Genomic DNA, 26,923 nt, shown 5'->3' with positions numbered 1-26,923 from the left:
GGGGTTTTTTCGAGGCATATTGCTCCCCCCCCCCCCGGGCCGCGCCCCCCCCGCTACCGGGTGTGTCGCCTGCGCTTCGTAGAGTCGAGCTTGCTCGACTGCTGTTGGCCGGAGCAGTCGAGCAAGCTCGACTCTACGGCGGCCGGCACCACCATCCCGTTACGGCGCGGCCTTGCGCACCGTCAGCGTCACGCTGGCTTCGCCACCGCCCTCCAGCTGCAGCTGCAACGGCACGACCTGCCCTTCCTTCAGCGCGCCCTTGCCCTCCATCAGCATCAGGTGCAGGCCACCGGGCTTGAGCTCGGCGCGCGCGCCCGGTGCCAGCGGCAGGCGCTCGACCGCACGCATGCGGCTGACCCCATCGACGATCGTGGTTTCGTGCAGCGACACGTCGCTGAAAATGGCGCTGCGTGCGCCGCTGATGGCCACCGCTTTGGCGCAGCCGTTGCGGATCACCCCGTAGCCAGCGGTCATCGGCATGGCCGGGTTTGGCGGCAGGCGCGCCCAGCCCTGCTGCACGGTGACGCAGGCCGGGACGGCGGTCGCCGCCGATGCTGCGCCCGCACACAGCAGCAACAATACGCCAACGAATGGTTTGGTTATCATCGCCTCAGATTCCTGTCCGCAACGAGACCGCAGCATGACGACGCTCATCGAGGTGATCAACCATGGCCCCATCCGTGAACTGCGCCTGGCGCGGCCACCGGTCAACGCACTGGACACCGAACTGTGCCGGCAGCTGATCCACGCCATCGAGCTGGCCATGGCCGAGGACGCGCACGGCATCGTGCTGTCGGGCAGCGAGCGGGTCTTCACCGGCGGCATGGACGTGCCGCACCTGCTCTCCCACGGCGATGACAAGCACAAGCTGCTGGACAGCTGGAACGCCTTCTTCGGCGCGGTGCGCAGCGTGGCCGAGAGCCGCATCCCGGTGGTGGCGGCCATCACCGGCCATGCGCCGGCCGGCGGCTGCGTGCTGGCGCTGTGCTGCGATTACCGGGTGATGGCGCGCAGTGCCGACCCGGCCCGCCCCTATGCCATCGGCCTGAACGAGGTGCAGGTGGGCCTGGTGGCGCCCGAAGGCATCCAGCGCCTGCTGCGCCGCGCAGTGGGCGTGCACCGTTCCGGCATCCTGCTCACCACGGGCGCGCTGGTGCCGGCCGAACAGGCGCTGCAGATCGGCCTGGTCGATGAACTCGCCGAGGGCGACCTGGTGGTGGCACGCGCCATTGCCTGGCTGCAGAACCTGCTGAAGCAGCCACGGCAGCCGATGCTGCTGACCCGCGCGGTGGCCCGTGCCGACCTGCAGGAAGCCCTGCACCCGGACCTGATCCAGCTGGACCGGTTCGTCGAGGCCTGGTTCGCGCCGGATGCGCAGAATGCCCTGCAGGCGCTGGTGGCAAGGCTGGGCAAGTAACCGCCGCGCCTCGCCCGGGGTCAGAGCCCTTTCGCAAGGCGAAAGGGATCCGACCCCTGACCGGTATAATCGAGCCTTCTTCACTGCTGTGGCCGCCCCCTTGAACGACACGCCCGAACCCGTCGTCTCCGAGCTGATCGACCTGCTCACCCTGGAGCGGCTGGAGGACAACCTGTTCCGCGGGCAGAGCCGCGACATCGGCACCAAGTACGTGTTCGGTGGCCAGGTGCTGGGCCAGGCGCTGGCCGCTGCACAGGCCACGGTCGACAACGGCCGCCACGTGCACTCGCTGCACGCCTATTTCCTGCGCGCCGGCAACATCGACCACCCCATCGTCTATGACGTGGACCGCACCCGCGATGGCGGCAGCTTCTCCGTGCGCCGGGTCACCGCGATCCAGCACGGCAAGGTGATCTTCTTCTGCGCGGCCTCGTTCCAGCAGGCCGAGACCGGTGCCCAGCACCAGCACAAGATGCCCGAGGTGCCGCAGCCGGAGGACATCGAACCGAACCGCCCGCTGCCGGCCGAGGTGCTGGAGCGGCTGCCGATCAAGGTGCAGCGCTGGCTCTCGCGCGGGGGCCCGTTCGAGTTCCGCCACGTCTACCCGCGCGACGAACTGAACCCGCCCAAGCGCCCGCCCTACCACCAGGTGTGGCTGCGCCTGAGCGAACCGGTCGGCGATGCGCCCGAGCTGCACCAGGCGCTGCTGGCCTACGCCTCCGATTTCCACCTGCTGGGCACGGCCACGTTCCCGCATGGCATCAGCTACTACCACCCGCACGTGCAGATGGCCTCGCTGGACCACGCGATCTGGTTCCACCGCCCGTTCCGCGCCGACGACTGGCTGCTGTATTCGCTGGACAGCCCCAGCGCGCAGGATTCGCGCGGCCTGGCCCGCGGCCAGTTCTTCACCCGTGATGGCGTGCTGGTGGCCAGCACCGCCCAGGAAGGCCTGATCCGCGTGGTACCGGACCAGGATGCCGCGGCCGCCGTGCCGGCCAAGGAGTAAGCAATGCGCCAGATTTTCAGCAGCCAGCGCGTGGAAACCGTCGAGGGCGTGGCCGAGCTGCTGCGCAGCCACGACATCGAAGTGAAGGTGACCAACGGCCGCTCGTACAAGACCCGTCGCCGTGGCCAGTTCAGCTATACCGACCTGGGCAACAGCCAGGGCTATCCGGCGGTGTGGATCGTGCGAGCCGACGACCAGCCGCGTGCACGCGAGATCCTGCGTGACGCACGCCTGCTCGACACCACCCGCCGCGACCACCCGACCGCCGAATTCGCCTTCCGCGATACCGCCGAGACCACCGGCAGTGGCCGCGGCTGGGCCTGGCGCATCCGCATCGCCCTGTTGGTGGTGATCGCCGGCGTGGCGCTGGTGATCGGCCTGAACCATCGCGGCGCCCCGGCGCCCGCCGCACCGGCCCCGGCCCCGCAGGCACAGCCGCAGCAGGCGCAGCCGGCCCCGCAGGCGCCGCCGGAAGAAGAAGAAGTCCGGGTCCGCATCCAGCCGTCGACGTAATGCGCGGGTAGCGCCGGGCCATGCCCGGCGAGCGCAGCGGCCTGACAGAAAAGCCGCCGGGCATGGCCCGGCGCTACCAGGGCGCGAACCGGTCACATCGGGCGCGCAGCTTCGTCTTGGGACACAATCCCAGCAGGAGCTGCCGCCATGACGACTTTCGCTGCAACGATCGACGAGACGCTTGAACGCGAGCTGCCGGCGGCCAGCACTGGCTGCCAGCACGCCTATGGGCGCATCGTGCTGGCCTGCCAGAACACGGTCACCGCCATCGCCCTGGCCATCACCCGCGACCGCCAGGCCAGCGAGGACATCGCCCAGGAGGCCTTCGTCAAAGGCTGGCAGCAGCTGCACCAGCTGCGCAGCTCCACCAGCTTCCTGCCGTGGCTGCGGCAGATCACCCGCAACCTGGCCCGCGACTGGCTGCGCGCGCAGCGCGGCCGCCCGCTGACCGGCGACGCCGCCGAGGTCGCGCTGGGCATGGCCGCCGACCCGACACCGGGCGCGGTCGACCGCCTGCAGCGGCTGGAAGAAGAAGTGGCCGCCGAGGACATCATCTCCGCCCTGCCCAGCGACAGCCGCGAAGTGCTGCTGCTCTACTACCGCGAGGGCCAGCGCTCACAGCAGGTGGCCGACCTGCTCGGCCTCAGCGATGCAGCCGTGCGCAAGCGCCTGTCGCGTGCCCGCGCGCAGGTGCGCGACGGCCTGCTGCAGCGCTTCGGCGATTTCGCCCGCAGCAGTGCGCCCAGTGCCGCATTCGCCACCACGGTGGTGTCGATGGTGCTGATCGCTGCACCGGGCACGGCCAGCGCGGCGATCCTGCTGGGCACCGGGGTGGGCGTGGGCGGCAGCAAGCTGGGCCTGGGTGGGGTCAGCGCCGCGGGCGGTGCCGCGATGGGTTCGTTGACCGCCGCTGCCAGCCAACTGCATCTGATTCCCGCCAGCAACTGGGCCGCCATTGCCGGTGGCGTGATCGGCGGCGTCGCCGGCAGCTATCTCGGCGGCCGCTTCCTGCTGCGCTTTGCAGACACGCCGCAGGAGCAGGCCAAGGTGCGGCGGTTCGTGCACCTCAACACGTTCACTGCGATGGTCGTTTGTACCAGCCTGCTGGTCTCGCTGATGCTGGCGGTGCCGCTGTGGCTGCAGCTTGCCCTCCTGGTCATCGGCCTGGGCGTAGTGAACTACCAGTGTCTGGTGCCACTGCAGCGGATCATGAAACCGTTGATCGCGCGCGACGCCGCGCGCAAGGGTCGATCGGCGATCAACTGGCAGTACGAGCTGGCCTACGGGCGGAGCGGCGTGCTGGTGATGAACCTGATCGTGGTCGGCCTGCTGCTGTATTCACTGGTGCGCAGCGGGCGGCTTTAAAGCCCGGAGCGGACAACGCCGGCACAAGGCCGGCGTTGTCGTTGCTTACCGTAGCAGGATTCAGCGCGGCGGCTTCGGTGTGTTGCCATCACGCGGGCCACCGTGGCGCGGGCCACCGTGCATCGGGCCCTTGGCGGCATCGAACTCGGCCTTGCTCAGCTGGCCGTCCTTGTTGGTGTCGGCGGCAGCGAACCAGGCATCACGGCGCTGCTTCATGCGCAGCTCGCGGTCGGCCTTGTCCAGGTAGCCGTCCTTGTTGACGTCCATCTGGTCGAAGCGCGCAGCCAGGCGCGGGTCGGCCTTGGCTTCCTCACGGCTGATGCGGCCGTCCTTGTTCACGTCCAGCTTGGCCATCCAGGCGCCCGGGCCACCACGACGGCCATGCTTCCAGCGCGGCAGCTCGTCACGCGACAGCTTGCCGTCCTTGTTCTTGTCCAGCTCGTCGAACTTCGCGGCCAGGCGCGGGTTGGCGGCGGCTTCACTGCGGTCGATGACGCCATCGCCATTGGTGTCCAGCTTGGCATGACGCTGCGCCGGGGCGTTCGGGTTGGCGGGGGTATCGGCGGCCAGGGCGATGCCGGTGGCGGAGGTGCCCAGCAGCAGGGCCAGCAGCAGGGGGGTACGGATCATGGAGTCACTCCTGGTATGGGGATTGCGTCATTGCGTCGAGGTGATCACTTCACCCTCGGGAGACAACAACGCCCGACCACGACATCGGTTGACGCAGCGGCCAGTTCCGTTCATCCGGCGGACAGTCGCGGCCATTGCGACACGCTGGGGCTATGCTGTGCCCATGGCGATCCACGGCGACAGAGACGACGAACTGAGACTGTTCCAGACCGGCGAGCACCCCTGCGGGTACTGGTCGGACCGCGTTGCGCGCGATCTGGTGCTGGACCCGCAGGACCGCCGCCTGGGCGGGCTGTACCCGCTGGCCCTGAGCTGGGGCTTCCGCCGCAGTGGCGACCTGGTCTACCGCCCGCACTGCGCGCAGTGCCATGCCTGCGTGGCCGTGCGCATCCCGGTGGCGCGCTTTGCCGCCGACCGCAGCCAGCGCCGCTGCGCCGCGCGCAATGCCGACCTGGAGGTGCGCATCACCGCCGCCATGCCGCGCCAGGACCTGTTCGACCTGTACCACCGCTACCTGACCCATCGCCACGCCAACGGCGGCATGGATGACCACGGCCCGCACGAGTTCGAGCAGTTCCTGATCGGCAGCTGGTCGCATACCCGCTTCCTGGAAATGCGCCTGCCCGGCCATGACGGCCAGCCCAGCCAGCTGCTGGGGGTGGCGGTGACCGACGTGACCGAACACGGCCTGTCGGCGGTCTACACCTTCTTCGACCCGGACCATGCCGCGCGCGGGCTGGGCACCTTCGCCATCCTGCAGCAGATCGAGTGGGCCCGGCGCGAGGGCCTGCCGCACCTGTACCTGGGCTACTGGATCCGCGACCACCAGAAGATGGACTACAAGCGCCGCTACCGCCCGCTGGAGGCCTACGACGGCCGCCGCTGGCATGATTTCGACAGCGATCTGGACGGACGCTGACAAACCGCTGACACCGGGCCGGGTGCACAATACGGCCCATGAACATCACCCGCCGCCATCCCCTGATCCTCGCCCTGGCCCTGCTCTGCGGCGCCAGCGCCCCCGCCTTCGCCAAGTCCCCTGCGATGACCGAAAAGCCGTCCTCGACGCTGCGCCTGGCCACCTACAACACCTCGCTGTATTCGGATGATGCCGGCGGCCTGATCAAGGAACTGGAAGGCAACAGCGAGCACGCGCGCAAGATCGCCGCGGTGCTGCAGCAGGTGCGCCCCGACCTGGTGCTGCTGAACGAGTTCGACTTCGACGACGCCCACCGCGCCGCCGACCTGTTCCAGAAGCGCTACCTGGAAGTGGCCCAGCCCGGCGGCGGCAAGCCGCTGCACTTCGCCTACCGCTACCTGGCCCCGGTCAACACCGGCGTGCCCAGCGGCCTGGACCTGGACGGCAACGGCACGGTCGGCGGCGAAGGCCGCAGCCGCGGCAACGACGCCTGGGGCTACGGCCTGCACCCGGGCCAGTACGGCATGCTGGTGCTGTCGCGCTACCCGATCGACGAAGCCAAGGTGCGCAGCTTCCAGCTGCTGAAGTGGAGCACGATGCCCGGCGCGATCCGTCCGGTCGACCCGCGCACCGGCAAAAGCTTCTACAACGACCAGGTGTGGTCGCAGCTGCGCCTGTCCTCCAAGTCGCATTGGGACGTGCCGGTGAAGACCCCGACCGGCGTGGTCCACGCGCTGGTCTCGCACCCGACGCCGCCGGTGTTCGACGGCCCGGAAAAGCGCAATGCCGCGCGCAACCACGACGAACTGCGCCTGTGGCAGGAATACCTGTCGGCTGGCGACAAGCCGTGGCTGTGCGATGACAAGGGCCACTGCGGCGGCCTGGCCCAGGATGCGCGCTTTGTGATCTTCGGCGATCTGAACAACGACCCGGTGGACGGCGACGGTCGCCACGAGGCCATCGTCAACCTGATCGAGAACCCGCGCGTGCTGCGCTACCCCACCCCGCGCAGCGTCGGTGGCGAGCAGACCAGCCTGGCCTATGCGGCCAAGGGCATCGTGCGCAAGGGCGCGCCGTTCCACGCCACCGGCGATTTCGGCCCGAAGTCCGGCACCATGCGCCTGGATTACGTGCTGCCCTCGACCGGCTTCGAGTACGTCGGCAGCGGCATCTTCTGGCCGGCCAATGAAAGCCCGGAAGCGAAGATCGCCGACGGCAGCGACCACCACCTGGTGTGGGTGGACGTCAAATAACCGGTAGCGCCGGGCCATGCCCGGCGGCTTTCAAGCATGAAAAGCGTACCGACCAACGGTCGGTACCCACCGGGATAAAGAGTACCTACCAACGGTCGGTACCTACCGGGATGCAGCGCCGGGCATGGCCCGGCGCTACCGTTTTACGGGCGCAGCTCGACGCCGATGGCTTCGGCGGCATCACGCGCGATGGCGCGCGCTTCGTCGATGGTCCCGGCGCGTGCCAGGGTCACGCCCACGCGGCGGTGGCCATGCACGCTCGGCTTGCCGAACAGGCGCACGGCGGTGTCCGGCACCTGCAGCGCGGCGGCCACATTGTTGAAGTACGGCACGCCTTCGCCATGCGCCAGCAGCGCGCACGAGGCCGACGGGCCACTCTGGCGGATCACCGGAATCGGCAGGCCCAGGATCGCGCGTGCGTGTAGGGCGAATTCGCTCAGCTCCTGCGAGACCAGGGTCACCAGGCCGGTGTCGTGCGGGCGCGGCGAGACTTCGCTGAACCACACCTCGTCGCCCTTCACGAACAGCTCCACGCCGAACAGGCCCCAGCCACCGAGGTCGTCGGTGATCGCGCGCGAGATCTCCTCCGCACGCGCCAGCGCGGCGCTGGACATCGGCTGCGGCTGCCAGCTTTCACGGTAGTCACCGTCCTTCTGCAGGTGGCCGATCGGCGCGCAGAACGAGGTGCCGCCGGCATGGCGCACGGTCAGCAGGGTGATCTCGTAATCGAAATCGATGAAGCCCTCGACGATGCAGCGGCCGGCACCGGCACGGCCGCCGGTCTGCGCGTAGTCCCACGCTGGGGCGATATCCGCCTCGCTGCGCAGGGTGCTCTGGCCCTTGCCCGAGGACGACATCACCGGCTTGACCACGCACGGCAGGCCGATGGCGGCCACCGCCGCGCGGTACTCGGCTTCGGTATCGACGAAGCGGTACGGCGAGGTCGGCAGGCCAAGGGTCTCGGCGGCCAGGCGGCGGATGCCTTCGCGGTCCATGGCCAGGCGTGCGGCGCGTGCGGTCGGGATCACCCGCAGGCCCTGCTCCTGTTCCAGCTGGACCAGGGTCTCGGTGTGGATGGCCTCGATTTCCGGCACCACCAGGTGCGGCTGCTCCTGCGCGATCAACGCGCGCAGCGCCATCGCATCGAGCATGTCGATCACGTGCGAGCGGTGCGCGACCTGCATCGCCGGGGCATCGGCATAGCGGTCGGCGGCAATCACCTCCACGCCCAGGCGCTGCAGTTCGATGGCCACTTCCTTGCCAAGTTCGCCCGAGCCCAGCAGCAGTACGCGGGTGGCGGAGGGGGACAACGGGGTTCCAAGCTTGGCCATGGCGGGGGTCCGGCAGCGATGTGAAGGCGGGTGGGCATTCTAGCCGGTCTACCCCCGGCCAGCCGACGAACGGTACTTGCGGGCTGATATCAATTTGATATCTTTTTTCCGAACCCTCAAGGACGTACTGCCATGAAAGAGAAGTCGCTCTCCTCCCCCAGCGGCCTGGGCATGCTGGCCCTCGCCCTGCTGGTCGTCCTGGCCGGCGGCGCGCTGTTCGTGCTCGGCATCGCGGCCAAGGCCAGCACCGGCTCGCCCAACCTGCTGATGCTGTTCGGCGGGCTGCTGATCGGCGCGCTGGCGATCTTCGCCATGGCCGGCCTGTACACCGTGCAGCCCAACCAGGCGGCGGTGCTGAGCCTGTTCGGCAAGTACGTGGGCACCGTCAAGGACAACGGCCTGCGCTGGAACAACCCCTTCTACAGCAAGCGCCGGGTCAGCCAGCGCGTGCGCAATTTCGAAAGCGGCAAGCTGAAGGTCAACGAGCTGGACGGCAGCCCGATCGAGATCGCCGCGGTGATCGTCTGGCAGGTGATCGATGCCTCCGAGGCGGTCTACAACGTGGACGACTACGAGAGCTTCGTGCACATCCAGTCCGAATCGGCGCTGCGCGCGATGGCCACCAGCTACCCGTACGACCAGCATGAAGAGGGCCAGCTGGCCCTGCGCAGCCACGCCAGCGAGATTTCCCAGCACCTGAAGAACGAGCTGGCCGAGCGCCTGGCCGACGCCGGCGTGCAGGTGATCGACGCGCGCATCAGCCACCTCGCCTACGCCGCCGAGATCGCCCAGGCGATGCTGCAGCGCCAGCAGGCCAACGCGGTGATCGCCGCGCGTACCCGCATCGTCGCCGGCGCCGTGGGCATGGTTGAAATGGCCCTGGCCGAACTGCAGAAGAACGGCGTGGTGCAGCTGGATGAAGAGCGCAAGGCGCACATGGTCAGCAACCTGCTGACCGTGCTGTGCTCGGACCGCGGCACCCAGCCGATCGTCAACGCTGGTTCGCTGTACTGAACCCTCGCAACGGGGCGCCCCACCGCCCCGCCAGGAGCTTGCATGAGTGAGAAGAAAGCCTACCCGCTGCGTATCAACGCCGATGTCCTGGCCGCCGCGCAGCGCTGGGCTGACGACGAGTTGCGCAGCCTCAACGCGCAGATCGAATACGTGCTGCGCGACGCCCTGCGCAAGGCAGGACGCCTGCCGAAACCCAAGCCATCGTCGGAGGACAAGGAATGAGCAAGCGCTGGAGCTACCTGACCGTTGAAGTCAAAACATCGCTGATGGGCCTGCAGAAGCCGGAGGACATCCAGGCCGAACTGAGCCGCCAGGGTCAGCTCGGCTGGGAACTGGTCAACATCATCATCCCGGCGCCGATGCGCCCGGCCATGCTGGTCTTCAAGAAGGAGCAGTAACCATGCGCCTGCGCCCCTCCCTGTTTGCCGTCGCACTGGCCGCCTTCAGCGGCGGTGCTCTCGCTGCCGAGCCTCAGCAGGTGGCCACGCAGCTGCTGGACCACCTGCAGGCCGGGCGCATGGCCGAGGCCGAAGCGATGTTCACCCCGCAGATGGCCAGCGCCGTGCCGGCCGACAAGCTGCAGGGGCTGTGGCACTCGCTGGGTGAGCTGAAGCAGCGCGGCGCCGCCCACAGCAGCGAACAGCAGGGCGTGCACGTGGTCGAGGTGCCGCTGCAGTTTGCCAGCGGCGCGGTGGTCGCACAGGTGGCGGTGGACGCGCAGGACAAGGTGGCCGGCCTGATGCTGCGCCCTGCCCCGGCGGCCAAGGCAGCACCGCCGCCGGCCGACGCGAACTACGCCGAGACGGAGTTCAGCGTGCCGCAGGCGCGCGGCGCATTGCCGGGCACGCTGGCCCTGCCGAAGGGCAAGGGGCCGTTCCCGGCGGTGCTGCTGGTGCATGGCTCGGGCCCGCAGGACCGTGACGAAACGATCGGCGCCAGCCGCCCGTTCCTGGACATCGCCCGCGGCCTGGCCACGCAGGGTATCGCGGTGCTGCGCTATGACAAGCGCACCCTCGCCCGGCCGCAGGATTTCCAGAGCGGCAGTTTCACCGTCGATGACGAAACCACCGACGACGCGGTGGCCGCACTGACCGCGCTCGCCGCGGATCCGCGCATCGATGGCCGCCGCGTGTTCGTGCTCGGCCACAGCCAGGGCGGCATGCTGGCCCCGCGCATCGCCAGCCGCTGGCCGCAGGCGCGCGGCGCGATCCTGTGGGCGGCACCGGCACGCACGCTGCTGGACCTGCTGCCCGAGCAGAACCGCTACCTGCTCAGCCTTGACGGCAACATCAGCGCGCCGGAACAGGCCTTCCTGGACAGACTGGACACCCAGATCGCCGCCGCCCGCGGCAGCGCACCGGTCGCCGCCAGCGAACTGCCGCTGGGCGTGCCGCAGACGTTCTGGAAGAGCATCGAGGCGGTCAACGCACGGGCCGATGCCAAGGCGCTGCGCACGCCGCTGCTGATGCTGCACGGTGGCCGCGATTTCCAGGTGCCCGACGCCGATTGGCAGCTGTGGAAGCAGGCGCTGCAGGGCCGCAAGGATGTGCAGTGGCAGGCCTACCCGGCCCTCAACCATATCGGCGTGGCCGGCAGCGGCCCGAGCTCGCTGAAGGAGTACGCCCAGCCAGGGCACGTCGACCCGGCGCTGATCGCCGATGTGGCGCACTGGGTGGAGGCGCAGCGATGAGCGGCAGCGATCCGCGCACGTTCGACATTGCAGAGAGTTCGCCGCTGCGCGTGCTGTGGATCCTCGGTCCGCTGCTGGTGGTCTTTGCCCTCTGTGTCTGGGCCGAACTGAAGGACGCACCCGCCGATGCGCCGTGGATGGAAATCACCCTGTCGCCGCCGTTCTTCCGGATGTGGGGCAGCGCGGCCTGGAGCCTGGCGACGCTGGTGCTGATCGGTGCGGGCCTGGGCGTCGCGTTCTTCCGCCGCCGGGTCAGCCTGGCGGGGGATGTGCTGGACGTGCGCTCGACCCTGTACCGTCGCCGCACGCCGGTGGCGCAGATGCAGCTGGACCAGGCCGAGGTGGTCGACCTTGGCCGCGACCGCCGCTATGGCCTGCGCATGAAGACCAACGGCTACTCGATGCCGGGCTTCTACTCGGGGCACTTCCGCCTGCAGGGCGGCAGCAAGGGCTTTGCCCTGGTCACTGATCGCCAGCACACGCTGGTGATTCCCGTGCGCGGCGGCAGCACCCTGCTGCTCAGCCTGGACCGGCCGCAGGCCCTGCTGGACGCGCTGCGCAAGGTGGCTGCCACCACGCCACCACAGTAAGCTGCGGCCATGCACCGTCATGCCCCCCTGCTGATCAACACCGAGGCCGTTGAACTGTGGCCGGCCGACCTGCTGCGTGCGCGCAGCAATCTGGATGCGCGCCTGCTGGCGCGTGCGCGCTGGGTGCTGCGGCGCAAGCGCGATGGCCGCTACCTGGCGGCGGTGCTGCCGCAGGGCGTGCATTCGCTGGTACCGCACCTGCCGCGCGAACCCGGCGTGGAGGACGCGCTGGCGCTGCTGGACGGCGCTGCCGCAGCGCGCCCGTTCGCGGCGACCCTGGACGCACAGTGGCTGCCGCTGGCCGGCCTGCAGCAGCGTCTGCAGCAGTTGGGGCTGGATGCGCAGGAATACGCGCAGGACAGCGGCCTGGCGCTGGAAGCCGAACCCTGCGTGCTGCACTTTGCTGGCCGCGACCGCTTCGGCCGCCCGCTGTGGCTGCGCCGTGGCGCCGCGCAGGGCTGGCGCCGCATGCGCGTGCATGCCGCGCGCGATGGGGTGGCGCTGGATGCGATCTCCGGCTTCCGCAGCCATGCGTACCAGCTGGGCATCTTCGAACGGAAACTCGCGCGTGGGCTGGGCGTGGCCGAGATCCTCAAGGTCAACGCGGCACCGGGGTTCAGTGAACACCACAGCGGCCACGCGCTGGACATCGGCACGCCGGGCGATGCCCCGGCCGAGGAAACCTTCGAAGCAACGAAGGCGTTTGCCTGGCTGCAGGCGAATGCCGGTGCGCATGGTTTCAGCCTGAGCTACCCCCGCGACAACCCGCACGGCATCGTCTACGAGCCGTGGCACTGGTGCTGGAACGGCTGACTGTAGCGCCAAGCCCATGGTCGGCCCCGATCAAACGCAGCCGAGCATGGGCTCGGCTCTACACGGTTCACGCTGACCCACCGGGTAGCGCCGGGCCATGCCCGGCGGCCATGGTCGCAACGGTCGTCAGCGCCTCAGCGCGTTGATCGCCAGCAGCACCCACCCTGCCATCAGCGTGGTGCCGCCCACCGGCGCCAGCCGCGTCGGCCACTGCCACAGGGCCGCACCGGCCAGGCTGCCGGAGAACAGCAGCACGCCCAGCAGCAGCACATACAACCCCAGGTGGGCGATCGCCCCCTGCGCGCGCGGGCCCAACGCCAGCAGCACCGCGCCGTGGGCGAAGGCATACAGCGCGGCCATGTTCAGATGCTGCTGGGCCAGCGGATCGGCCACGCCGTGCGCCGCGTAGGCGGACAGGCCGATCGAGGCCGTTGCCAGCAGCGCGCCCAGGCAGGCCAGCAGGGAAGGTTTACGCGCGCGTCGTTCCGGATTGAACATGACTGCTCCTTGCGCAGCGCCCCACGGGGCGCAGATCAAAAAAAAAACGCGCCGCAGGAAGCGGCGCGTTTTCGTATCCAACATTACATGGGTCAGCCGAGGCTTACTTGACGGCCCAGTAGATGTCGTAGGTACCTTCCGGGGTGAACGACTTGTCCAGACCGTCCTTCCAGGATTCGTACGGGCGATCGACCACTTCCGAACCGTTGGTCACAGCCCAGGCACGCAGTGCGTTGCGGGCGATGTCCAGGCCAGCCATGTGGCCGGTGTAGGCCGCGTGGGCCGAACGATGCGGAGCAACGCGGACGTACTTCACCGGTGCGCCACCGTCGATCTTGACGCTGAGTTCTTCAGCGGCAGTGCCTTCGGTACCCTTCTTCTTCACCGGCTGGGCGATGTCGAAGGCGTACTTCTCAGCACCGAAATCGGTGGTGATGATGCGGAACGGGCCAGCGGCTTCGAGACCATTGGCCTCCATCACGCGCTTGATCCACTCCTGGTTGTCCTTGATGGACTTGGTGATGGTGTCCTGGCCGCGGTCGACGTTACCGGCGTTGACGACCAGCAGGTCTTCGGCCGGCACTTCCACGATCGCCAGATCGGTCAGCGGGGCTTCGGCGGTGCGGTAGTCGACGTTCGGCACGGTGGCCAGCATGTTCGCCATGCGCGACAGACCCATCTTGATGTCATCGCCGATCTGGCGGCTGACATACAGGCCTGCGTAGCGGCCGAACAGGTCGAAGCCGTACTTCACCGAGTAATCCTGGGTGATCTTGACGTTACGGCCACCCTTGCCGGTCGGCTCCAGGGTGAAGGTGGTCACCTTGTCGTGGCCCTTGGTCGGGTCTTCGACGGCGATCACAACGCGCTTGTTTTCTTCCGACTCGGTGATCTTCCAGGAACCGTTGCCCAGGTCCTTGGAGGAGAAGTCGAGAGTGGCACCGACGCCGGAGGCCGGGCCGGACAGCTTCAGATCAACGGCGGGATCGCGCAGTACCAGCGGGTTCCAGTCCTTGAAGCGGCGCAGGCTGTTGACCGTGTCGTACACGATCGTCATCTTGCGGTTGGTCTCGATGCTTTCGGTGATGTGACGCTCGCCCGGCAGACAGACGCCAATAATGACGAACAGGCCAGCCACGATCCCCAAGGCGATCAGGAACTCGATAATACGGGTCATTCAGAGAGTCTCCGGGGCCGATCCCACGGCCGGGTTGATTGAAGCGAAGCGCCAATCCTAGCAGGCTTCGCAGGCATTGTTTATCGGATTGGCGCACCGGTTTCCGTGCCGGCTACGGATTTGTATGGACAAAGATTTTGAAGAGTAACGCATCCGGGGCCCCCGCAAGTAGGGGGCACCCTGCTCCGGCGCCCCGGGCTCGGCCCAAATCGTTGTCGCAAAAGGACTTTTTCAGACCAGCTGAAGTTCGAACGCCTTCAGCACGGCGCGGGTGCGGTCGCGCACCCCCAGCTTGGACAGGATGTTGGACACGTGATTCTTGATGGTCCCTTCGGCGACCCCCAATGAATTGGCGATCTCCTTGTTGGAGAAACCGCTGGCCATCAGGCGCAGGATCTCGGTCTCGCGGTCGGTCAGCGGGTCCGGGCGGTCCAGGCTGACGAAGTCGTTGCGCATGTGCTCCAGGCCCGACAGCAGGCGCTGGGTCACCGCCGGCTGCACCAGCGAACCGCCTTCGGCCACGGTGCGGATGGCACCGACCAGCTGCGCCAGGGTGACGTCCTTGAGCAGGTAGCCCTTGGCACCGGCCTTCAGCCCGGCCAGCACCAGCTGGTCGTCGTCGAAGGTGGTCAGGATGATGGTCGGCGGCAGCTGCTCCTGGCGCGACAGTACCTGCAGCGCCTCCAGGCCGGACATCACCGGCATGCGCATGTCCATCAGGACCACGTCCGGACGCACCTGCGGCACCAGTTCGACGGCCTGGCGGCCATCGGCGGCCTCGGCCACCACTTCGATACCGTCGTCGAGCGCCAACAGGGAGCGGATTCCCTGCCGCACCAGGGTTTGGTCATCGACCAGGCAGACGCGAATCATCAACGCACTCCTTCAGGAACCTCGGTGAGGGCCGCCAGTACCGTTGCCGGAACCGTGGCCCGCAGGCGGAAGCCTTCGCCGGGGTGGGTATCCACCTGCAGCTGGCCGCCACATTGTTGCAGGCGTTCGCGCATCCCGCGCAAGCCATTGCCCGCATTGACCATCTGTGCGCCGACGCCGTCGTCGCGGGCGTCCACCACCACCAGGCCCGGCACCTCACGGTACACCCGGATCCACAGGTGCCGCGCCTGGGCGTGGCGCACCGCGTTGGTGATGATTTCCTGGGTGCAGCGCAGCAGCACGTGGGCGCGCTGCGGGTCTTCCACGTTCAGCGGCTCCTCCACGTCCAGCACGATGTCCAGCGAGGGCACGTTCTCGGTGAGCGGGCGCAGCGCGGCGGCCAGGTCGATGGCGCCGGTCTCGCGCAGCTGGCTGACCACCTCGCGCACGTTGCCCAGCAGCAGCTTGGCCAGGGTATGCGAGCGCTTGACGTGTTCCAGCGCCTGGCCCTCGGCCAAGTGCCCGGCTACTTCCAGGTTCAGGGTCAGCGCGGTCAGCTGGTGGCCCAGCACATCGTGCAGCTCGCGCGAGATGCGGGTGCGCTCGTTGACCCGGGCGCTTTCGGCCAGCAGGGCGCGGGTGGCGCGCAGCTCGGCGTTCAGGCGGCGCTGCTCGTCGCGGGCTTCGGTCTGCTGCCGCGCGACCAGGCTGGTCACGAAGATGAACATGGAGAAGCCGCCATACAGCAGCGACTGCATCACCGCCTCGAACAGCGGGAAACGCAGCAGCATGTAATAGACCGGCGCCACGGCCAGCTGGCTGACCAGCAGCCACAGCACGCCCAGCCGCACCGACAGCATCCACGGGATGACCCCGGCGGCGACCATCATCAGGATGCTGCCCAGGCCCGAGCCGCTGAGGAAGCTGACCCCCAGCGCGGACACGGTGAGCAGCAGCAGCAGGCCGCGGTCCAGCCAGGTGGTGTGGCTGTCGCTGCGCAGCGAGCGGGTCAGGCGGAAGTAGGCGGCGCCAAAGGACAGGTACGCCAGGAACAGCAGCACGGCCCAGCCGCCCATGTCGGCACGGGCATGCAGGTTCTCGAACTGCGAATAGGCCAGGGGCAGGCCGACCATGACCCAGGTGAACAGGCCGGCCAGTCGCAGGACACGGGTGTGGCTGAGGACTCCCAACATGCCAGCACTCTACGGTTGAAGCCCTCCTGCTGCACTCTGGCGGAAGTCATGCATGCCCTTTCCCCTGTTCATGCCGCAGCCCGCCCCGGGCATGCAATAATCGTGCGCAGGGTCCGTTGATGGACCAACCGCGTTACCCCACGGAGTCACAATGTCGATTGTCATCCGCGACGTGCGCGAGCACGAGCTCGATTCCGTCCTGGCTTTGAACAACAATGCTGGCCTGGCCATCCTTCCGCTGGATGCCGCACGCCTGCACCTGTTCTACGAAACCGCTGAATATTTCCGCGTCGCCGAGCGCGACGGCAACCTGGCCGGCTTCCTGATCGGCTTCGGCAGCGACAGCCAGCACGACAGCAGCAACTTCGCCTGGTTCAAGCAGCAGCTGGCCACGCCTTTCTTCTATATCGACCGCATCGTGGTCGCCAGCCGCCGTCGCGGTGGTGGCGTCGGCCGTGCGTTCTATGCCGATGCGCAGAGCTTTGCCGAGCTGCGCTACCCGCAGATGACCTGCGAGGTGTTCCTGGACCACGGCGCCGACGCCGCCCTGCTCTTCCACGGCAGCTTCGGTTTCCGCGAGCTGGGCCAGAACACCATGCCGCACGTCGACGTGCGCGCCAGCATGCTGGCCAAGGAACTGTGCAGCTACCCGTGGGTCCACGAGACCTACGGCGGCAAGCTGCCGGATGTGGCATGGGCGCGTGACCGGCAGCTGCCGGTGCAGGCACAGCGGCCGACGGGGACCTGAGCGTGGCGGTGAATTTCGATTACGAACAGGCCGGTGAACTGAAGATCGGCCAGGTGGGCATCGCCAACCTGCGCATCCGTACCCTTGATGTCGAACGCCTCGTGCAGGAAATGCAGGAGCGCGTGAACCGTGCGCCGAAGCTGTTCGGCCGTGCGGCGGTCATCCTCGATTTCGGCGGCCTGAGCCAGGTGCCCGACGTGGCCACCGCGCAGGCGCTGGTGGACGGGCTGCGCAGCGCCGGCGTGCTGCCGGTGGCGCTGGCCTATGGCACCACGGCGGTCGACCTGCTCTCGCAGCAGCTGGGCCTGCCGTTGCTGGCAAAGTTCCGCGCGCAGTACGAGCGTGCCGAGGCCGAACCGGCCCCGCCGCCGCCCGCGCCCGCACCGGAACCGCGTCGTGCCGCCAAGGCCGAACCGGCCCCCGCCCCCGTCGCACCGGTGGGCAACGCCGCCGATGCGGCCGCACCGCAGCCGGGCCGCATGCAGCTGGGCAACGTGCGCTCGGGCCAGCAGCTGTACGCGGAAAACTGCGACCTGACCGTGATGGCCACCGTCGGCGCAGGCGCCGAGGTCATCGCCGACGGCAGCATCCATATCTACGGGACCCTGCGCGGCCGCGCGCTGGCAGGGGCCCAGGGCAACACCGCGGCACGTATTTTCTGCCGTGATTTCCATGCGGAACTGGTCGCCATTGCAGGCCACTACAAGGTACTGGACGATGTGCCGGACAACCTGCGCGGCAAGGCCGTGCAGGTGTGGCTGGAACAGGACCAGATCAAGATCGCTGCGCTGGACTGACGCAGCCCCAAAACAGAATCATCAGGAGAAGTCCTTTGGCTGAAATCATCGTAGTCACCTCCGGCAAGGGCGGCGTCGGCAAGACCACTTCCAGCGCGAGCCTGGCCTGCGGCCTCGCACGGCGCGGCAAGAAGGTGGCCGTGATCGACTTCGACGTCGGCCTGCGCAACCTCGACCTGATCATGGGTTGCGAGCGCCGCGTGGTGTACGACTTCGTCAACGTCGTGCACGGCGAAGCGACCCTCAAGCAGGCCCTCATCAAGGACAAGCGCTTCGACAACCTGTACGTGCTGGCTGCCTCGCAGACCCGCGACAAGGATGCGCTGACCCAGGAAGGCGTGGGCAAGGTCCTGAAGGACCTGGCCGCCGACGGCTTCGACTACATCATCTGCGACTCCCCGGCGGGCATCGAGAAGGGCGCCTTCCTGGCGATGTACTTCGCCGACCGCGCCGTGGTCGTGGTGAACCCGGAAGTGTCCTCGGTGCGCGACTCGGACCGCATCATCGGCCTGCTGGATTCGAAGACCCACAAGGCCGAATCCGGCCAGAACGTGCCGGCCTTCCTGCTGCTGACCCGCTACACCCCGGTGCGCGTGGAAAGCGGTGAGATGCTGAGCATCGCCGACGTTGAGGAAGTGCTGGGCCTGAAGGCGATCGGCGTGATCCCCGAATCGGGCGACGTGCTCAATGCCTCCAACAAGGGCGAGCCGGTCATCCTGGACGTGGAATCGGCCGCCGGCCAGGCCTACGACGATGCCGTTGCACGCATCCTCGGCGAAGAGCGCCCGATGCGCTTCACCAACGTCGAGAAGAAGGGCTTCTTCAGCAAGCTGTTCGGAGGGTAAGCATGGGCCTGTTCGATTTCCTCAAAGCGAAGAAGACCACCGCCGAAACCGCGAAGAACCGCCTGCAGATCATCATCGCGCAGGAACGCAGCAACCGCGGCGGCCCGGACTACCTGCCGCTGCTGCAGCGCGAGCTGCTGGAAGTGATCAAGAAGTACGTCAACATCGACGTCGACGCGGTGAAGGTCGACCTGGTGAAGGATGGCCAGCACGACGTGCTGGACATCTCCGTGGCGCTGCCCGAAGGCCCGGAAAAACCCTGACCCCCTGCCCCGCCCGTGCCTGCATGGGCGGGGCCGTGTGACCCCGCATGACCGACACCGCACCCGAACCGAACGTCACCCGCGTCGGCGATATCGCCTTCGCCGATGCACAGCGCCTGCTCGCCGCGCATGACCTGCGCCTGCACCACGTGGCGGCCGGTGCGCCGATTCCCGGCAGCTACTGGGGCGAACCGGAGGCCGGCATCATCGCCAGCGACGTCTACGTGCGCGACGACACGCCGGTGCATTCGATGCTGCACGAAGCCTGCCACCTGATCGTGCTGCCGCCGGAGCGGCGCGCGCAGGTGCATACCGACGCCACCGACTCGGTGCCCGAGGAAGATGCCACCTGCTACCTGCAGATCGTGCTGGCCGGGCAGCTGCCCGGCGTGGGCAGCGAACAGCTGATGGCCGACATGGATGCGTGGGGGTATACGTACCGGTTGGGGTCGACCAAGGCGTGGTTCGAGCAGGACGCGGAAGACGCGCGGGCGTGGTTGATCGAACGCGGGTTGCCGGTGGCGTGACGCACCGTGAACCGGGGTCAGAACCCTTTTGCTGCGCAAAAGGGATCTGACCCCATCACCCCGAAACCAGAAGCAGTCGAGCAAGCTCGACTCTACGCGGCCAGCGCGCGCAGGGTGATGCCGACGATGTACGCCAGGTACGTGCCGGTGGCATAGCCCATCGTGCCCAGCAGCACGCCCACCGGCGCCAATGCCGGATGGAAGGCCGCGGCCACCACCGGCGCCGAGGCCGGGCCACCGATGTTCGACTGCGAACCGATGGCGAAATAGAAGAACGGCACCTTCAGCAGCTTGCCCAGGCACCACAGCAGGGCGATGTGCACGGCAATCCAGATGATGCCGAGCAGGAACAGCCACGGGCGGTCCAGCAGCGCCAGCAGATCCATCTGCATGCCGATGCAGGCGATCAGGAAGTACAGCAGCAGCGAGCCCAGGCGCGAGGCGCCCGCACCTTCCAGGGTGCGCGCGCGGGTGAAGCTCAGGCTCAGGCCCAGCGTGGTCGACAGCACCACCACCCACACGAACGGCGCATCCAGGCTGAACTGCGAGGCCCAGCTGACATTGGCCTTGAACCATGCCGCGAGCGGCGCGCCGATGGCGTGCGAGAGACCGACGCCGCCGAAGGCAACCGCCACGATCAGCATCAGGTCGGTCAGGCTGGGAATGCGCTCGTGCTCGGCCTGGAAGCGCGCGATGCGCTCCTTCAGTTCATCGATGGCCGAGGTATCGGCGCCACTGCGCGCATCGATCTTCGCCGCACGCCCGGCCAGGAAGATCAGCGCGGCCATCCACACATAACCCACGCCGACATCGACCACGGCGAACTGGCCGAAGGTGGTCGCGTTGACATCAAAGACTTCGCGCATCGCCAGCATGTTGGCGCCGCCACCGATCCAGCTGCCAGCCAGTGCGGCCATGCCGGCCCAGGTGTCGCCGGCCACAGTATCGGGATGGATCGCGCGCATCACCAGGAAGGCCACCACCGCGCCGAGCATGATGCTGGCCGAGGCGCCCAGGTACATCAGCACCAGCTTCGGGCCCAGCCGCAGGATGCCCTTCATGTCCACCGCCAGGGTCAGCAGGATCAGCGCCGCCGGCAGCAGGATGTCGCGTGCGATGGGGTTGTAGAGCTTGGTGTTCTGCCCGTCGATGAGGCCGACGGTGTTGTAGATGCCGGGAATGAGGTAGCACAGCAGCAAGGCTGGCACGAAGGTGTAGAAGCGCTTCCACGCACCCTGTTCGCGCGAGGCGGTCCAGAACACGGCACCGAGGGTGGCGGCGATCAAACCGAAGACGACGATGTCGTTCTGGATCATGCAGGCGCTCTGGGTACGGGGTCGGATCCCTTTCGCTGCGCGAAAGGGCTCTGACCCCAAGGGGCAAAGGTGTGCCGACCAACGGTCGGCACCCACCGGTTGGAAAAAAAGCGCCGCCCCGGGGGGCGGCGCTGGACCGGCTTATTCGCCGATGTGCTGCTTCAGCCAGGCGTTGACGGTGTCATGCCACAGGATGCTGTTGTTCGGCTTCAGCACCCAGTGGTTCTCGTCCGGGAAGTACAGGAACTTCGATTCGATGCCCTGGCGCTGGGCGGCGGTGAACGCGGCCAGGCCCTGCTCGACCGGAATGCGGAAGTCCTGCTGGCCGTGGATGACCAGGATCGGCTTCTTCCAGTCGGCCACGTGGTTGACCGGGTTGAACTTCTCGAAGTTGGCGGCCTTCTCGTACGGCGTACCGCCCTGCTCCCACTCGGTGAACCACAGCTCTTCGGTGGCGTAACCCATCATGCGCTGGTCGAACACGCCGTCATGGTTGACCAGGCACTTGAACGGGCTGTTCCAGTTGCCGGCGATCCAGTTGACCATGAAGCCGCCGTAGCTGGCGCCCAGCGCACAGGCCTTGTCACCGTTGAGGAAGGAATACTTCTTCAGCGCCGCGCTCCAGCCCTTCTGCAGGTCTTCCAGCGGGCGGTCGCCCCAGTGCTGGCTGATCGCATCGGTGAAGGCCTGGCCGTAGCCGGTGGAACCGTGGAAGTCGATCATGACCACGGCATAGCCCTGGCCGGTGTAGGTCTGCGGGTTCCAGCGGTAGCTCCAGCCGTTGCCGAAGCTGCCCTGCGGGCCGCCGTGGATCAGGAACGCGACCGGATAGGACTTGCCTTCCTGGTAGTTGTGCGGCTTGACCACGTACCCGTGCACGGTGTCGTTGTTCCAGCCCTTGAACTCGAACTGTTCGAAGTCGCCGAAGTTGACGTCCTTCAGCACCTCGCCGGCGGCCGGGGTCAGCGCGCGCAGCTCGCCGATCGGCTGGCCGGCGGCCGGCAGCATGCCGACCAGCACCTGGTCGTTGCTCTTCAGGCTGTTGCGGGTGATGGCCACGCTGTTGCCGGCCACGCTGACCGAGGACACGGTGCCATCGCCGATGACCTTGGTGGCCTTGCCGCTGGCCACGTCGATCTGGAACAGCGGGTGCTCGCCGAGGTCGTCGGTGGTGGTGTAGATGCTGGTGCCATCGGCGGACAGGTTGATCTCACCGGCCGAACGATCCCACTGCGGGGCGATCTCGCGGGCCTTGCCGCTGGCCAGGTCCATCGCCATCAGGCCGAAGCGGTCAGCTTCGAAGCCGGGGCGCTTCATGGCGCGGTAGAACAGGGTCTTGCCGTCGGCGCTGAACATCGGGCCGGCATCCCAGGCCGGGTTGGAAGCGGTCAGGTTGACCGGCGCCTGCTTGCCGGCGGCATCGAAACGGTACAGGTCGAAGTTGGTCGACCACGGTTCCTGCTTGCCGGCCACGCGGATGCTGGCGACCACGCTGGCGCCATCCGGCGACCAGGTGAAATCGTCATTGCCGCCGAACGGCTTGGACGGTGCGTCGCCATCGATGGTCGCGCTCAGCGCCGAGGCGCCCTTCACCGGGCCGGCCTTGGCCGTCGGCAGCGGGGCCACGAACAGGGTGTTGCGGCGGCCGTCGTTCCAGGTGTCCCAATGGCGCACGAACAGCGAATCGAAGACCTTGCCGCTCGCCTTGGCGTCGGCCACGTCCTTGAGCTTCTTTTCGGTGCAGGCCAAGTCCGAGGCACAGGCCTGGAACACGCCGGCGCTGAACAGCACGCGGTCGTCCTGCGGCGAGACGTGGTAGCTGTCCACGTCCACCGGGAAATCGGTCAGCTGGCGCGGGGTGCCGCCACTGATGCCCTGTGCGTACAGCTGCTGGCTGCCGTTCTTGGCGCTGAGGAAGTACACGGTCTGGCCGTCGGCCGACAGCGAGGCCGAATTGACGTTCCAGCCGGCCGGGGTGATCTGCTTCGGCGGTGCCGCATCGCGGGTGCGCAGGTTGCGCGCGAACAGCGCGGTGCTGGACTTGAGGTTGGCATCGGTGCTGCGCTTGGCGAACACCACGGTGCCGCCGTCAGCGGTCAGGACCGGGGCGGAGACGCGATCCATGGCCACCATGTCGCGGACTTCCAGGCCACGGGCAGCGGCGACGCTGGGCAGGGCGGCCAGCAGGCTCAGTGGCAGCAGGGCATGACGCAGTTTCATCGGGATCTCCGCAGGACGGCAAAAAACCGATGGTAGGCCCGTGCGGGCGGGGCTGCCAAGGCCATCGGTCATGGCCGCCCGGGCGGGTGGATGCCTTCGCCAGAAGAAGCAAACCCCGCCGTGGCGGGGTTTGCGGGTGCTGCGTCGGGGTCGGATCCGATTCCGCAGGAATCGGCTCTGACCCCTGCCCAGCGTCCGGCGGCGATCCGGGGTCAGAGCCCTTCCCGTCGGGAAGGGATCCGACCCCTGTGTATGCGGCTGCGGATAGCTGGGGGTCGGATCCGATTCCGCAGGAATCGGCTCTGACCCCTGCCCTGCGTCCGGCGGTGATCCGGGGTCAGAGCCCTTCCCATCGGGAAGGGATCCGACCCCTGTGTGTGCGGCTGCGGATAGCTGGGCGTCGGATCCGATTCCGCAGGAATCGGCTCTGACCCCTGCCCAGCGTCCGGCGGTGATCCGGGGTCAGAGCCCTTCCCGTCGGGAAGGGATCCGACCCCTTGGCATTACGCCATGGCGCGCTTGCCGGTGCGGTAGATCAGCCAGCCCACCAGGAACAGCACGGCCAGGCCGAACCACTGCGCGGCCGGCAGGTGGAACGGCAGGGCCAGCACGTCGGCACGGCTGCTGACCACGATCGGCACGGCGATGGCGATACCCATCAGCGCCTCGCCGGTGATCAGGCCAGCGGCGAACAGCACGCCCGGCTTGTGCACGCGGTCGCGGCCTTCTTCGTCATCGCCACGCACCTTGTGGAAGCGCTCGACCAGGTAGGCGATCAGGCCACCCAGGAAGATCGGCACCATCAGTTCCAGCGGCAGGTAGATGCCGATGGCGGCAGCCAGCACCGGCACGCGGAAGCGCGAGTTGCACGACTTCAGCCAGCTGTCGAAGGCGATGATGATCGCACCGACCACGGCACCGATGCCGATGAAGGTCCACGGCAGCTCGCCACCGAAGAGGCCCTTGGCCACCGAGGCCATCAGGTTCGCCTGCGGGGCGGCCAGCGCGTTCGGGTGCAGCTCGGACTTCACGCCGATGCCGTAGGCGGTGGCCAGCAGGTTCAGCACCGGGGCCATGATCAGCGCGCACGAGAACGCGCCGATGCCCAGCATCAGCTGCTGCTTCCACGGGGTGGCACCGACGATGTAGCCGGCCTTCAGGTCCTGCAGGTTGTCACCGCCCACCGCGGCGGCGCAGCAGACCACCGCGCCGATCATGATGGCGGCCACCGCGCCCAGCGGCGCACCGCCGGCACCGACCGGCTTCAGGCCATCGGCGCCCAGCAGCACGACCAGCACGGCCGAGGCGAACAGGATGGTGGAGATGGTGATGCCCGAGACAGGGTTGTTGGACGAACCGATCAGGCCGGCCAGGTAGGCCGAGACCGACACGAACAGGAAGCCGGCGACGATCATGATGAGGGTCATCGGGATCGACACGTGCCACTGGCCGACGATGGCCTGGTACAGGGCCAGCAGCGGCAGCACGAAGACCACCAGGGCGACCAGCATCCACTTCATCGGCAGGTCGCGTTCGGTATGGGCCAGCACCGGGCCGCCACTCTTGCGCGCGGCGGCGAAGCCGCTCTTGACGCCGTTCAGCAGCGACTTGCGCAGCGAGATCAGGGTCCAGATGCCGCCGATCAGCATCGCGCCGACGCCCAGATAGCGCATCTTCGCGCCCCAGATGGCGAACGCGGCCTCGGTGGACGAGGCGGCGGCGACCGACGCGGCCAGGGCCGGATCGGTGTTCATGAAGAACGCCTGGTAGATCGGAATGGCGATGTGCCAGGTCAGGATCGAGCCGGACACGACCACGATGCCGACGTTCAGGCCGACGATGTAGCCCACGCCCAGCAGGGCCGGCGACAGGTTGGTGCCGATGAAGGCGGTGATCTTCGAGCTGCCGACGTAGGCCGAGGTCGACCAGGCATCGGGGATCAGGCGCAGGCCGCTTTCGGCGGCGAGCTTGACGAAGGCACCGATCACGGCCGACAGGCCAAGGATCTTCAGGCCCGGGCCGGGGTTTTCACCGGCCTTGAGCACTTCGGCCGCGGCCTTGCCTTCCGGGAAGGGCAGCGGATCTTCGACGATCATCGAACGGCGCAGCGGCACCGAGAACAGCACGCCCAGCAGGCCGCCGAGACCGGCGATGCCCAGCACCCACCAGTACTTGAAGTCCGGCCAGTAGCCCATGATGACCAGCGCCGGGATGGTGAAGATGACACCGGCGGCGATGGACGAACCGGCCGAGGCGCCGGTCTGCACGATGTTGTTTTCGAGGATGGAACCACCGCCCAGCAGGCGCAGCACGCCCATGGAAATGACCGCCGCGGGAATGGCGGTGGCGATGGTCAGGCCTGCGAACAGACCGAGATAGGCGTTGGCCGCCGACAGCACCACCGCCAGCACGATGGCCAGGGCCACTGCGCGGAAGGTGAGCTGCTTGGGCGCAGCGTCATGGTTCATGGAAGCCCCTGCTGGCAAAAAATCCCTGCCACGCTAGCGTTCAGGGCAGAGCAAGTCCAGCGTGCCAAAGGATGGGGCCGGGTGCTGCAGTGCAACGGCTGCGGACGTGCACAGGCAACCAGCTGATGCAGCAAAGCCGGACTGGCCGCCCCGCAAATGATATGTTATATCTTTATGTTGTACCCAGCCGTTGCTCCGCATGCCCCCTTCCCCCTCCCTCCGGCTGGCCTCCATCGACCAGCTACGCGGCACCGTGATGCTGCTGATGCTGCTCGACCACGTGCGCGAGACCTTCTTCCTGCAGCACCAGGTCGGCGACCCGATGGACGCGGCCAGCGTCTCCCCTGCCCTGTTTGCCTGCCGCCTGCTGGCACATCTGTGCGCGCCGGTATTCGTGCTGCTCACCGGCCTGTCGGCGTGGCTGTACGGCCAGCGCCAGGCCGACCCGCGCCGCGCCATCGCCGCCTTCCTGCTCAAGCGCGGCCTGTTCCTGGTGGTGCTGGAGCTGACCCTGGTCAACTTCGCCTGGACCTTCCAGTTCCCGCCGGACACGCTTTACCTGCAGGTGATCTGGGCCATCGGCCTGAGCATGATCGCGCTGGCCGGCCTGCTGTGGCTGCCGCGCCCGGCGCTGCTGGTGCTGGGCGTGCTGCTGGTGGCCGGCCACAACCTGTTCGATGGCGTGCGCGTGGAAGGCAACGGCGTGCTGGCGGTGCTGTGGAAGGTGCTGCACCAGCGCGACTGGATCGAAACCGGCGTGCTGCGCCTGCGCACGTCCTACCCGGTGCTGCCGTGGATCGGGGTGATCGTGCTGGGCTACCTGATGGGGCCGTGGTTCGCCCGCGACCGCGACCCGGCGCAGCGCCAGCGCTGGCTGCTGTGGGCCGGGCTGGGTGCGCTGGCCGCGTTCGCCCTGCTGCGCCTGGCCAACGGTTATGGCGAGGCGCCGTGGCAGCACCAGGACACCACCCTGCGCACCTGGATGAGCGTGTTCAACGTGACCAAGTACCCGCCGTCGCTGCAGTTCCTGCTGCTGACCCTGGGCGTGGGCCTGTTGCTGCTGCGCCTGTACGAATGGCCGCCGCTGGCCCGCGCGCTGCGACCGCTGGCCGACATCGGTGCGGCGCCGATGTTCTTCTACCTGCTGCATCTGTATGTGCTGAAGCTGCTGTACGTGGCCGCGCTGGCGACCTGGGGGCCGACCCATGGCAGCCTGTATGCGCTGGATTCGGTGGCCGGCCTGCTGCTGGTGGCCTGCGCGCTGGCGGTGGCGATGTACCCGCCGACGCTGCTGTTCGGACGGTTCAAGGCGCGCCGGCGCGACCTGGCCTGGCTGCGGTACCTGTAATCGACCGCGTGTGATGAGCTCCATCCACGCATGGCGTGGATCTACTGGGGCGGGCCGGCGGGGCCCCGCGCGGCCCCCCCGGGGGGGGGGGGCGGGGGCGCCGGGC

General features: G+C 68.0%; 28 protein-coding genes. 18 read left to right on the top strand and 10 right to left on the bottom strand.

The window, feature by feature from the left end; all coding sequences use genetic code 11:
* Window positions 1–159: 159 nt before the first annotated feature.
* On the bottom strand, window positions 160–606 hold the full coding sequence (locus IAE56_RS12675) for a copper chaperone PCu(A)C (RefSeq protein ID WP_200752763.1): 447 nt from the start codon (window positions 604–606) through the stop codon (window positions 160–162).
* 34 nt (window positions 607–640) lie between these two features.
* Between IAE56_RS12675 and IAE56_RS12670 the strand changes: the two genes are divergently transcribed.
* From IAE56_RS12670 to IAE56_RS12655, 4 genes are all read left to right on the top strand, one after another.
* Window positions 641–1,417 carry an enoyl-CoA hydratase/isomerase family protein gene (locus IAE56_RS12670; RefSeq protein WP_200752762.1) on the top strand — a complete coding sequence of 259 codons (777 nt, stop codon included), beginning with the start codon at window positions 641–643 and terminating at the stop codon, window positions 1,415–1,417.
* 100 nt (window positions 1,418–1,517) lie between these two features.
* A complete protein-coding gene (gene tesB / locus IAE56_RS12665) occupies window positions 1,518–2,426 on the top strand; it encodes an acyl-CoA thioesterase II (protein ID WP_079221063.1) in 909 nt (302 codons plus the stop codon).
* Between the two features lie 3 nt (window positions 2,427–2,429).
* Window positions 2,430–2,939 (top strand): pathogenicity-like protein, encoded by a 510-nt coding sequence (locus IAE56_RS12660; protein WP_200752760.1) that lies wholly within the window; start codon window positions 2,430–2,432, stop codon window positions 2,937–2,939.
* Between the two features lie 147 nt (window positions 2,940–3,086).
* Entirely contained in the window at window positions 3,087–4,304 is a 1,218-nt protein-coding gene (locus IAE56_RS12655; RefSeq protein WP_200752759.1) for a sigma-70 family RNA polymerase sigma factor, read from the top strand.
* A gap of 60 nt (window positions 4,305–4,364) precedes the next feature.
* On the opposite strand, the gene IAE56_RS12650 is transcribed toward IAE56_RS12655, so the two are convergent.
* Window positions 4,365–4,934: an EF-hand domain-containing protein gene (locus IAE56_RS12650; protein WP_200752758.1), complete on the bottom strand. Its 570-nt coding sequence runs from the start codon at window positions 4,932–4,934 to the stop codon at window positions 4,365–4,367.
* Between the two features lie 163 nt (window positions 4,935–5,097).
* Between IAE56_RS12650 and IAE56_RS12645 the strand changes: the two genes are divergently transcribed.
* Complete coding sequence (locus tag IAE56_RS12645; protein WP_108768169.1) at window positions 5,098–5,853, top strand: arginyltransferase; 756 nt, start codon at window positions 5,098–5,100, stop codon at window positions 5,851–5,853.
* 38 nt (window positions 5,854–5,891) lie between these two features.
* The gene (locus IAE56_RS12640) at window positions 5,892–7,106 is read left to right on the top strand and encodes an endonuclease/exonuclease/phosphatase family protein (RefSeq protein ID WP_200752757.1); all 1,215 of its coding nucleotides are present in this window, start codon (window positions 5,892–5,894) and stop codon (window positions 7,104–7,106) included.
* A 143-nt stretch (window positions 7,107–7,249) separates the two neighbouring features.
* Here IAE56_RS12640 and purT read toward each other — a convergent pair whose 3' ends face one another.
* Entirely contained in the window at window positions 7,250–8,437 is a 1,188-nt protein-coding gene (gene purT / locus IAE56_RS12635) for a formate-dependent phosphoribosylglycinamide formyltransferase (RefSeq protein ID WP_200752756.1), read from the bottom strand.
* A gap of 132 nt (window positions 8,438–8,569) precedes the next feature.
* Between purT and IAE56_RS12630 the strand changes: the two genes are divergently transcribed.
* Genes IAE56_RS12630 through IAE56_RS12605 form a run of 6 tightly spaced genes read left to right on the top strand, consistent with a single transcriptional unit; the run spans window position 8,570 to window position 12,544 of the window.
* Entirely contained in the window at window positions 8,570–9,451 is an 882-nt protein-coding gene (locus IAE56_RS12630) for an SPFH domain-containing protein (RefSeq protein ID WP_200752755.1), read from the top strand.
* 42 nt (window positions 9,452–9,493) lie between these two features.
* Window positions 9,494–9,673 carry an Arc family DNA binding domain-containing protein gene (locus IAE56_RS12625; RefSeq protein ID WP_079221055.1) on the top strand — a complete coding sequence of 60 codons (180 nt, stop codon included), beginning with the start codon at window positions 9,494–9,496 and terminating at the stop codon, window positions 9,671–9,673.
* Window positions 9,670–9,849, top strand: a complete 180-nt coding sequence (locus tag IAE56_RS12620) for a DUF4177 domain-containing protein (RefSeq protein ID WP_108768165.1) — start codon at window positions 9,670–9,672, stop codon at window positions 9,847–9,849. The genes IAE56_RS12625 and IAE56_RS12620 overlap by 4 nt, the downstream gene beginning before the upstream one ends.
* A gap of 2 nt (window positions 9,850–9,851) precedes the next feature.
* Window positions 9,852–11,141 (top strand): alpha/beta fold hydrolase, encoded by a 1,290-nt coding sequence (locus tag IAE56_RS12615; RefSeq protein ID WP_200752754.1) that lies wholly within the window; start codon window positions 9,852–9,854, stop codon window positions 11,139–11,141.
* A complete protein-coding gene (locus tag IAE56_RS12610; protein WP_164074741.1) occupies window positions 11,138–11,731 on the top strand; it encodes a hypothetical protein in 594 nt (197 codons plus the stop codon). Before IAE56_RS12615 ends, IAE56_RS12610 begins: the two co-directional genes overlap by 4 nt.
* Before the next feature lie 9 nt (window positions 11,732–11,740).
* Entirely contained in the window at window positions 11,741–12,544 is an 804-nt protein-coding gene (locus tag IAE56_RS12605) for a M15 family metallopeptidase (RefSeq protein ID WP_200752753.1), read from the top strand.
* 126 nt (window positions 12,545–12,670) lie between these two features.
* On the opposite strand, the gene IAE56_RS12600 is transcribed toward IAE56_RS12605, so the two are convergent.
* The 4 genes from IAE56_RS12600 to IAE56_RS12585 all read right to left on the bottom strand — a co-directional run bounded on the left by IAE56_RS12600 (window position 12,671) and on the right by IAE56_RS12585 (window position 16,285).
* Window positions 12,671–13,042, bottom strand: coding sequence for a DUF423 domain-containing protein (locus IAE56_RS12600; protein WP_200752752.1), 372 nt, complete (start codon window positions 13,040–13,042; stop codon window positions 12,671–12,673).
* Between the two features lie 103 nt (window positions 13,043–13,145).
* Complete coding sequence (locus tag IAE56_RS12595) at window positions 13,146–14,219, bottom strand: SRPBCC family protein (RefSeq protein ID WP_108768160.1); 1,074 nt, start codon at window positions 14,217–14,219, stop codon at window positions 13,146–13,148.
* Between the two features lie 231 nt (window positions 14,220–14,450).
* Window positions 14,451–15,092, bottom strand: a complete 642-nt coding sequence (locus IAE56_RS12590) for a response regulator transcription factor (protein ID WP_079221048.1) — start codon at window positions 15,090–15,092, stop codon at window positions 14,451–14,453.
* Window positions 15,092–16,285 carry a sensor histidine kinase gene (locus IAE56_RS12585; RefSeq protein ID WP_108768159.1) on the bottom strand — a complete coding sequence of 398 codons (1,194 nt, stop codon included), beginning with the start codon at window positions 16,283–16,285 and terminating at the stop codon, window positions 15,092–15,094. Before IAE56_RS12585 ends, IAE56_RS12590 begins: the two co-directional genes overlap by 1 nt.
* A gap of 151 nt (window positions 16,286–16,436) precedes the next feature.
* Between IAE56_RS12585 and IAE56_RS12580 the strand changes: the two genes are divergently transcribed.
* From IAE56_RS12580 to IAE56_RS12560, 5 genes are read left to right on the top strand one after another with little or no spacing between them, the layout of a single operon-like run.
* On the top strand, window positions 16,437–17,033 hold the full coding sequence (locus IAE56_RS12580; protein ID WP_108764416.1) for a GNAT family N-acetyltransferase: 597 nt from the start codon (window positions 16,437–16,439) through the stop codon (window positions 17,031–17,033).
* A gap of 8 nt (window positions 17,034–17,041) precedes the next feature.
* A complete protein-coding gene (gene minC / locus IAE56_RS12575) occupies window positions 17,042–17,830 on the top strand; it encodes a septum site-determining protein MinC (RefSeq protein ID WP_174213492.1) in 789 nt (262 codons plus the stop codon).
* A 35-nt stretch (window positions 17,831–17,865) separates the two neighbouring features.
* Window positions 17,866–18,675 (top strand): septum site-determining protein MinD, encoded by an 810-nt coding sequence (gene minD / locus IAE56_RS12570; RefSeq protein ID WP_108755675.1) that lies wholly within the window; start codon window positions 17,866–17,868, stop codon window positions 18,673–18,675.
* A 2-nt stretch (window positions 18,676–18,677) separates the two neighbouring features.
* Window positions 18,678–18,938, top strand: a complete 261-nt coding sequence (gene minE, locus IAE56_RS12565; protein WP_079221044.1) for a cell division topological specificity factor MinE — start codon at window positions 18,678–18,680, stop codon at window positions 18,936–18,938.
* Between the two features lie 47 nt (window positions 18,939–18,985).
* Window positions 18,986–19,465 (top strand): hypothetical protein, encoded by a 480-nt coding sequence (locus IAE56_RS12560; RefSeq protein WP_108768156.1) that lies wholly within the window; start codon window positions 18,986–18,988, stop codon window positions 19,463–19,465.
* A gap of 92 nt (window positions 19,466–19,557) precedes the next feature.
* Here IAE56_RS12560 and IAE56_RS12555 read toward each other — a convergent pair whose 3' ends face one another.
* The 3 genes from IAE56_RS12555 to IAE56_RS12545 form a co-directional block, all read right to left on the bottom strand.
* Window positions 19,558–20,781 (bottom strand): DUF819 family protein, encoded by a 1,224-nt coding sequence (locus IAE56_RS12555; protein WP_200752751.1) that lies wholly within the window; start codon window positions 20,779–20,781, stop codon window positions 19,558–19,560.
* 141 nt (window positions 20,782–20,922) lie between these two features.
* A complete protein-coding gene (locus IAE56_RS12550; protein WP_200752750.1) occupies window positions 20,923–23,001 on the bottom strand; it encodes a S9 family peptidase in 2,079 nt (692 codons plus the stop codon).
* Window positions 23,002–23,504: 503 nt separating this feature from the next.
* A complete protein-coding gene (locus IAE56_RS12545; RefSeq protein WP_200752749.1) occupies window positions 23,505–25,469 on the bottom strand; it encodes an oligopeptide transporter, OPT family in 1,965 nt (654 codons plus the stop codon).
* A 199-nt stretch (window positions 25,470–25,668) separates the two neighbouring features.
* Between IAE56_RS12545 and IAE56_RS12540 the strand changes: the two genes are divergently transcribed.
* Complete coding sequence (locus IAE56_RS12540; protein WP_200752748.1) at window positions 25,669–26,817, top strand: heparan-alpha-glucosaminide N-acetyltransferase domain-containing protein; 1,149 nt, start codon at window positions 25,669–25,671, stop codon at window positions 26,815–26,817.
* The last annotated feature ends 106 nt before the right edge of the window (window positions 26,818–26,923 follow it).

This window comes from Stenotrophomonas sp. S41, assembly GCF_016624625.1.
Classification (GTDB): domain Bacteria; phylum Pseudomonadota; class Gammaproteobacteria; order Xanthomonadales; family Xanthomonadaceae; genus Stenotrophomonas.
The sequence above is the reverse complement of the archived record's forward strand: the minus strand, read 5'-3'. Positions and strand labels throughout refer to the sequence as shown.

Coding starts and splice junctions, on each gene's coding strand:
- IAE56_RS12675 (WP_200752763.1), bottom strand. CDS start 606: ATGATAACCAAACCATTCGTTGGCGTATTGTTGCTGCTGTGTGCGGGC.
- IAE56_RS12670 (WP_200752762.1), top strand. CDS start 641: ATGACGACGCTCATCGAGGTGATCAACCATGGCCCCATCCGTGAACTG.
- IAE56_RS12660 (WP_200752760.1), top strand. CDS start 2,430: ATGCGCCAGATTTTCAGCAGCCAGCGCGTGGAAACCGTCGAGGGCGTG.
- IAE56_RS12655 (WP_200752759.1), top strand. CDS start 3,087: ATGACGACTTTCGCTGCAACGATCGACGAGACGCTTGAACGCGAGCTG.
- IAE56_RS12650 (WP_200752758.1), bottom strand. CDS start 4,934: ATGATCCGTACCCCCCTGCTGCTGGCCCTGCTGCTGGGCACCTCCGCC.
- IAE56_RS12645 (WP_108768169.1), top strand. CDS start 5,098: ATGGCGATCCACGGCGACAGAGACGACGAACTGAGACTGTTCCAGACC.
- IAE56_RS12640 (WP_200752757.1), top strand. CDS start 5,892: ATGAACATCACCCGCCGCCATCCCCTGATCCTCGCCCTGGCCCTGCTC.
- purT (WP_200752756.1), bottom strand. CDS start 8,437: ATGGCCAAGCTTGGAACCCCGTTGTCCCCCTCCGCCACCCGCGTACTG.
- IAE56_RS12630 (WP_200752755.1), top strand. CDS start 8,570: ATGAAAGAGAAGTCGCTCTCCTCCCCCAGCGGCCTGGGCATGCTGGCC.
- IAE56_RS12625 (WP_079221055.1), top strand. CDS start 9,494: ATGAGTGAGAAGAAAGCCTACCCGCTGCGTATCAACGCCGATGTCCTG.
- IAE56_RS12620 (WP_108768165.1), top strand. CDS start 9,670: ATGAGCAAGCGCTGGAGCTACCTGACCGTTGAAGTCAAAACATCGCTG.
- IAE56_RS12615 (WP_200752754.1), top strand. CDS start 9,852: ATGCGCCTGCGCCCCTCCCTGTTTGCCGTCGCACTGGCCGCCTTCAGC.
- IAE56_RS12610 (WP_164074741.1), top strand. CDS start 11,138: ATGAGCGGCAGCGATCCGCGCACGTTCGACATTGCAGAGAGTTCGCCG.
- IAE56_RS12605 (WP_200752753.1), top strand. CDS start 11,741: ATGCACCGTCATGCCCCCCTGCTGATCAACACCGAGGCCGTTGAACTG.
- IAE56_RS12600 (WP_200752752.1), bottom strand. CDS start 13,042: ATGTTCAATCCGGAACGACGCGCGCGTAAACCTTCCCTGCTGGCCTGC.
- IAE56_RS12595 (WP_108768160.1), bottom strand. CDS start 14,219: ATGACCCGTATTATCGAGTTCCTGATCGCCTTGGGGATCGTGGCTGGC.
- IAE56_RS12590 (WP_079221048.1), bottom strand. CDS start 15,092: ATGATTCGCGTCTGCCTGGTCGATGACCAAACCCTGGTGCGGCAGGGA.
- IAE56_RS12585 (WP_108768159.1), bottom strand. CDS start 16,285: ATGTTGGGAGTCCTCAGCCACACCCGTGTCCTGCGACTGGCCGGCCTG.
- IAE56_RS12580 (WP_108764416.1), top strand. CDS start 16,437: ATGTCGATTGTCATCCGCGACGTGCGCGAGCACGAGCTCGATTCCGTC.
- minE (WP_079221044.1), top strand. CDS start 18,678: ATGGGCCTGTTCGATTTCCTCAAAGCGAAGAAGACCACCGCCGAAACC.
- IAE56_RS12560 (WP_108768156.1), top strand. CDS start 18,986: ATGACCGACACCGCACCCGAACCGAACGTCACCCGCGTCGGCGATATC.
- IAE56_RS12555 (WP_200752751.1), bottom strand. CDS start 20,781: ATGATCCAGAACGACATCGTCGTCTTCGGTTTGATCGCCGCCACCCTC.
- IAE56_RS12550 (WP_200752750.1), bottom strand. CDS start 23,001: ATGAAACTGCGTCATGCCCTGCTGCCACTGAGCCTGCTGGCCGCCCTG.
- IAE56_RS12545 (WP_200752749.1), bottom strand. CDS start 25,469: ATGAACCATGACGCTGCGCCCAAGCAGCTCACCTTCCGCGCAGTGGCC.
- IAE56_RS12540 (WP_200752748.1), top strand. CDS start 25,669: ATGCCCCCTTCCCCCTCCCTCCGGCTGGCCTCCATCGACCAGCTACGC.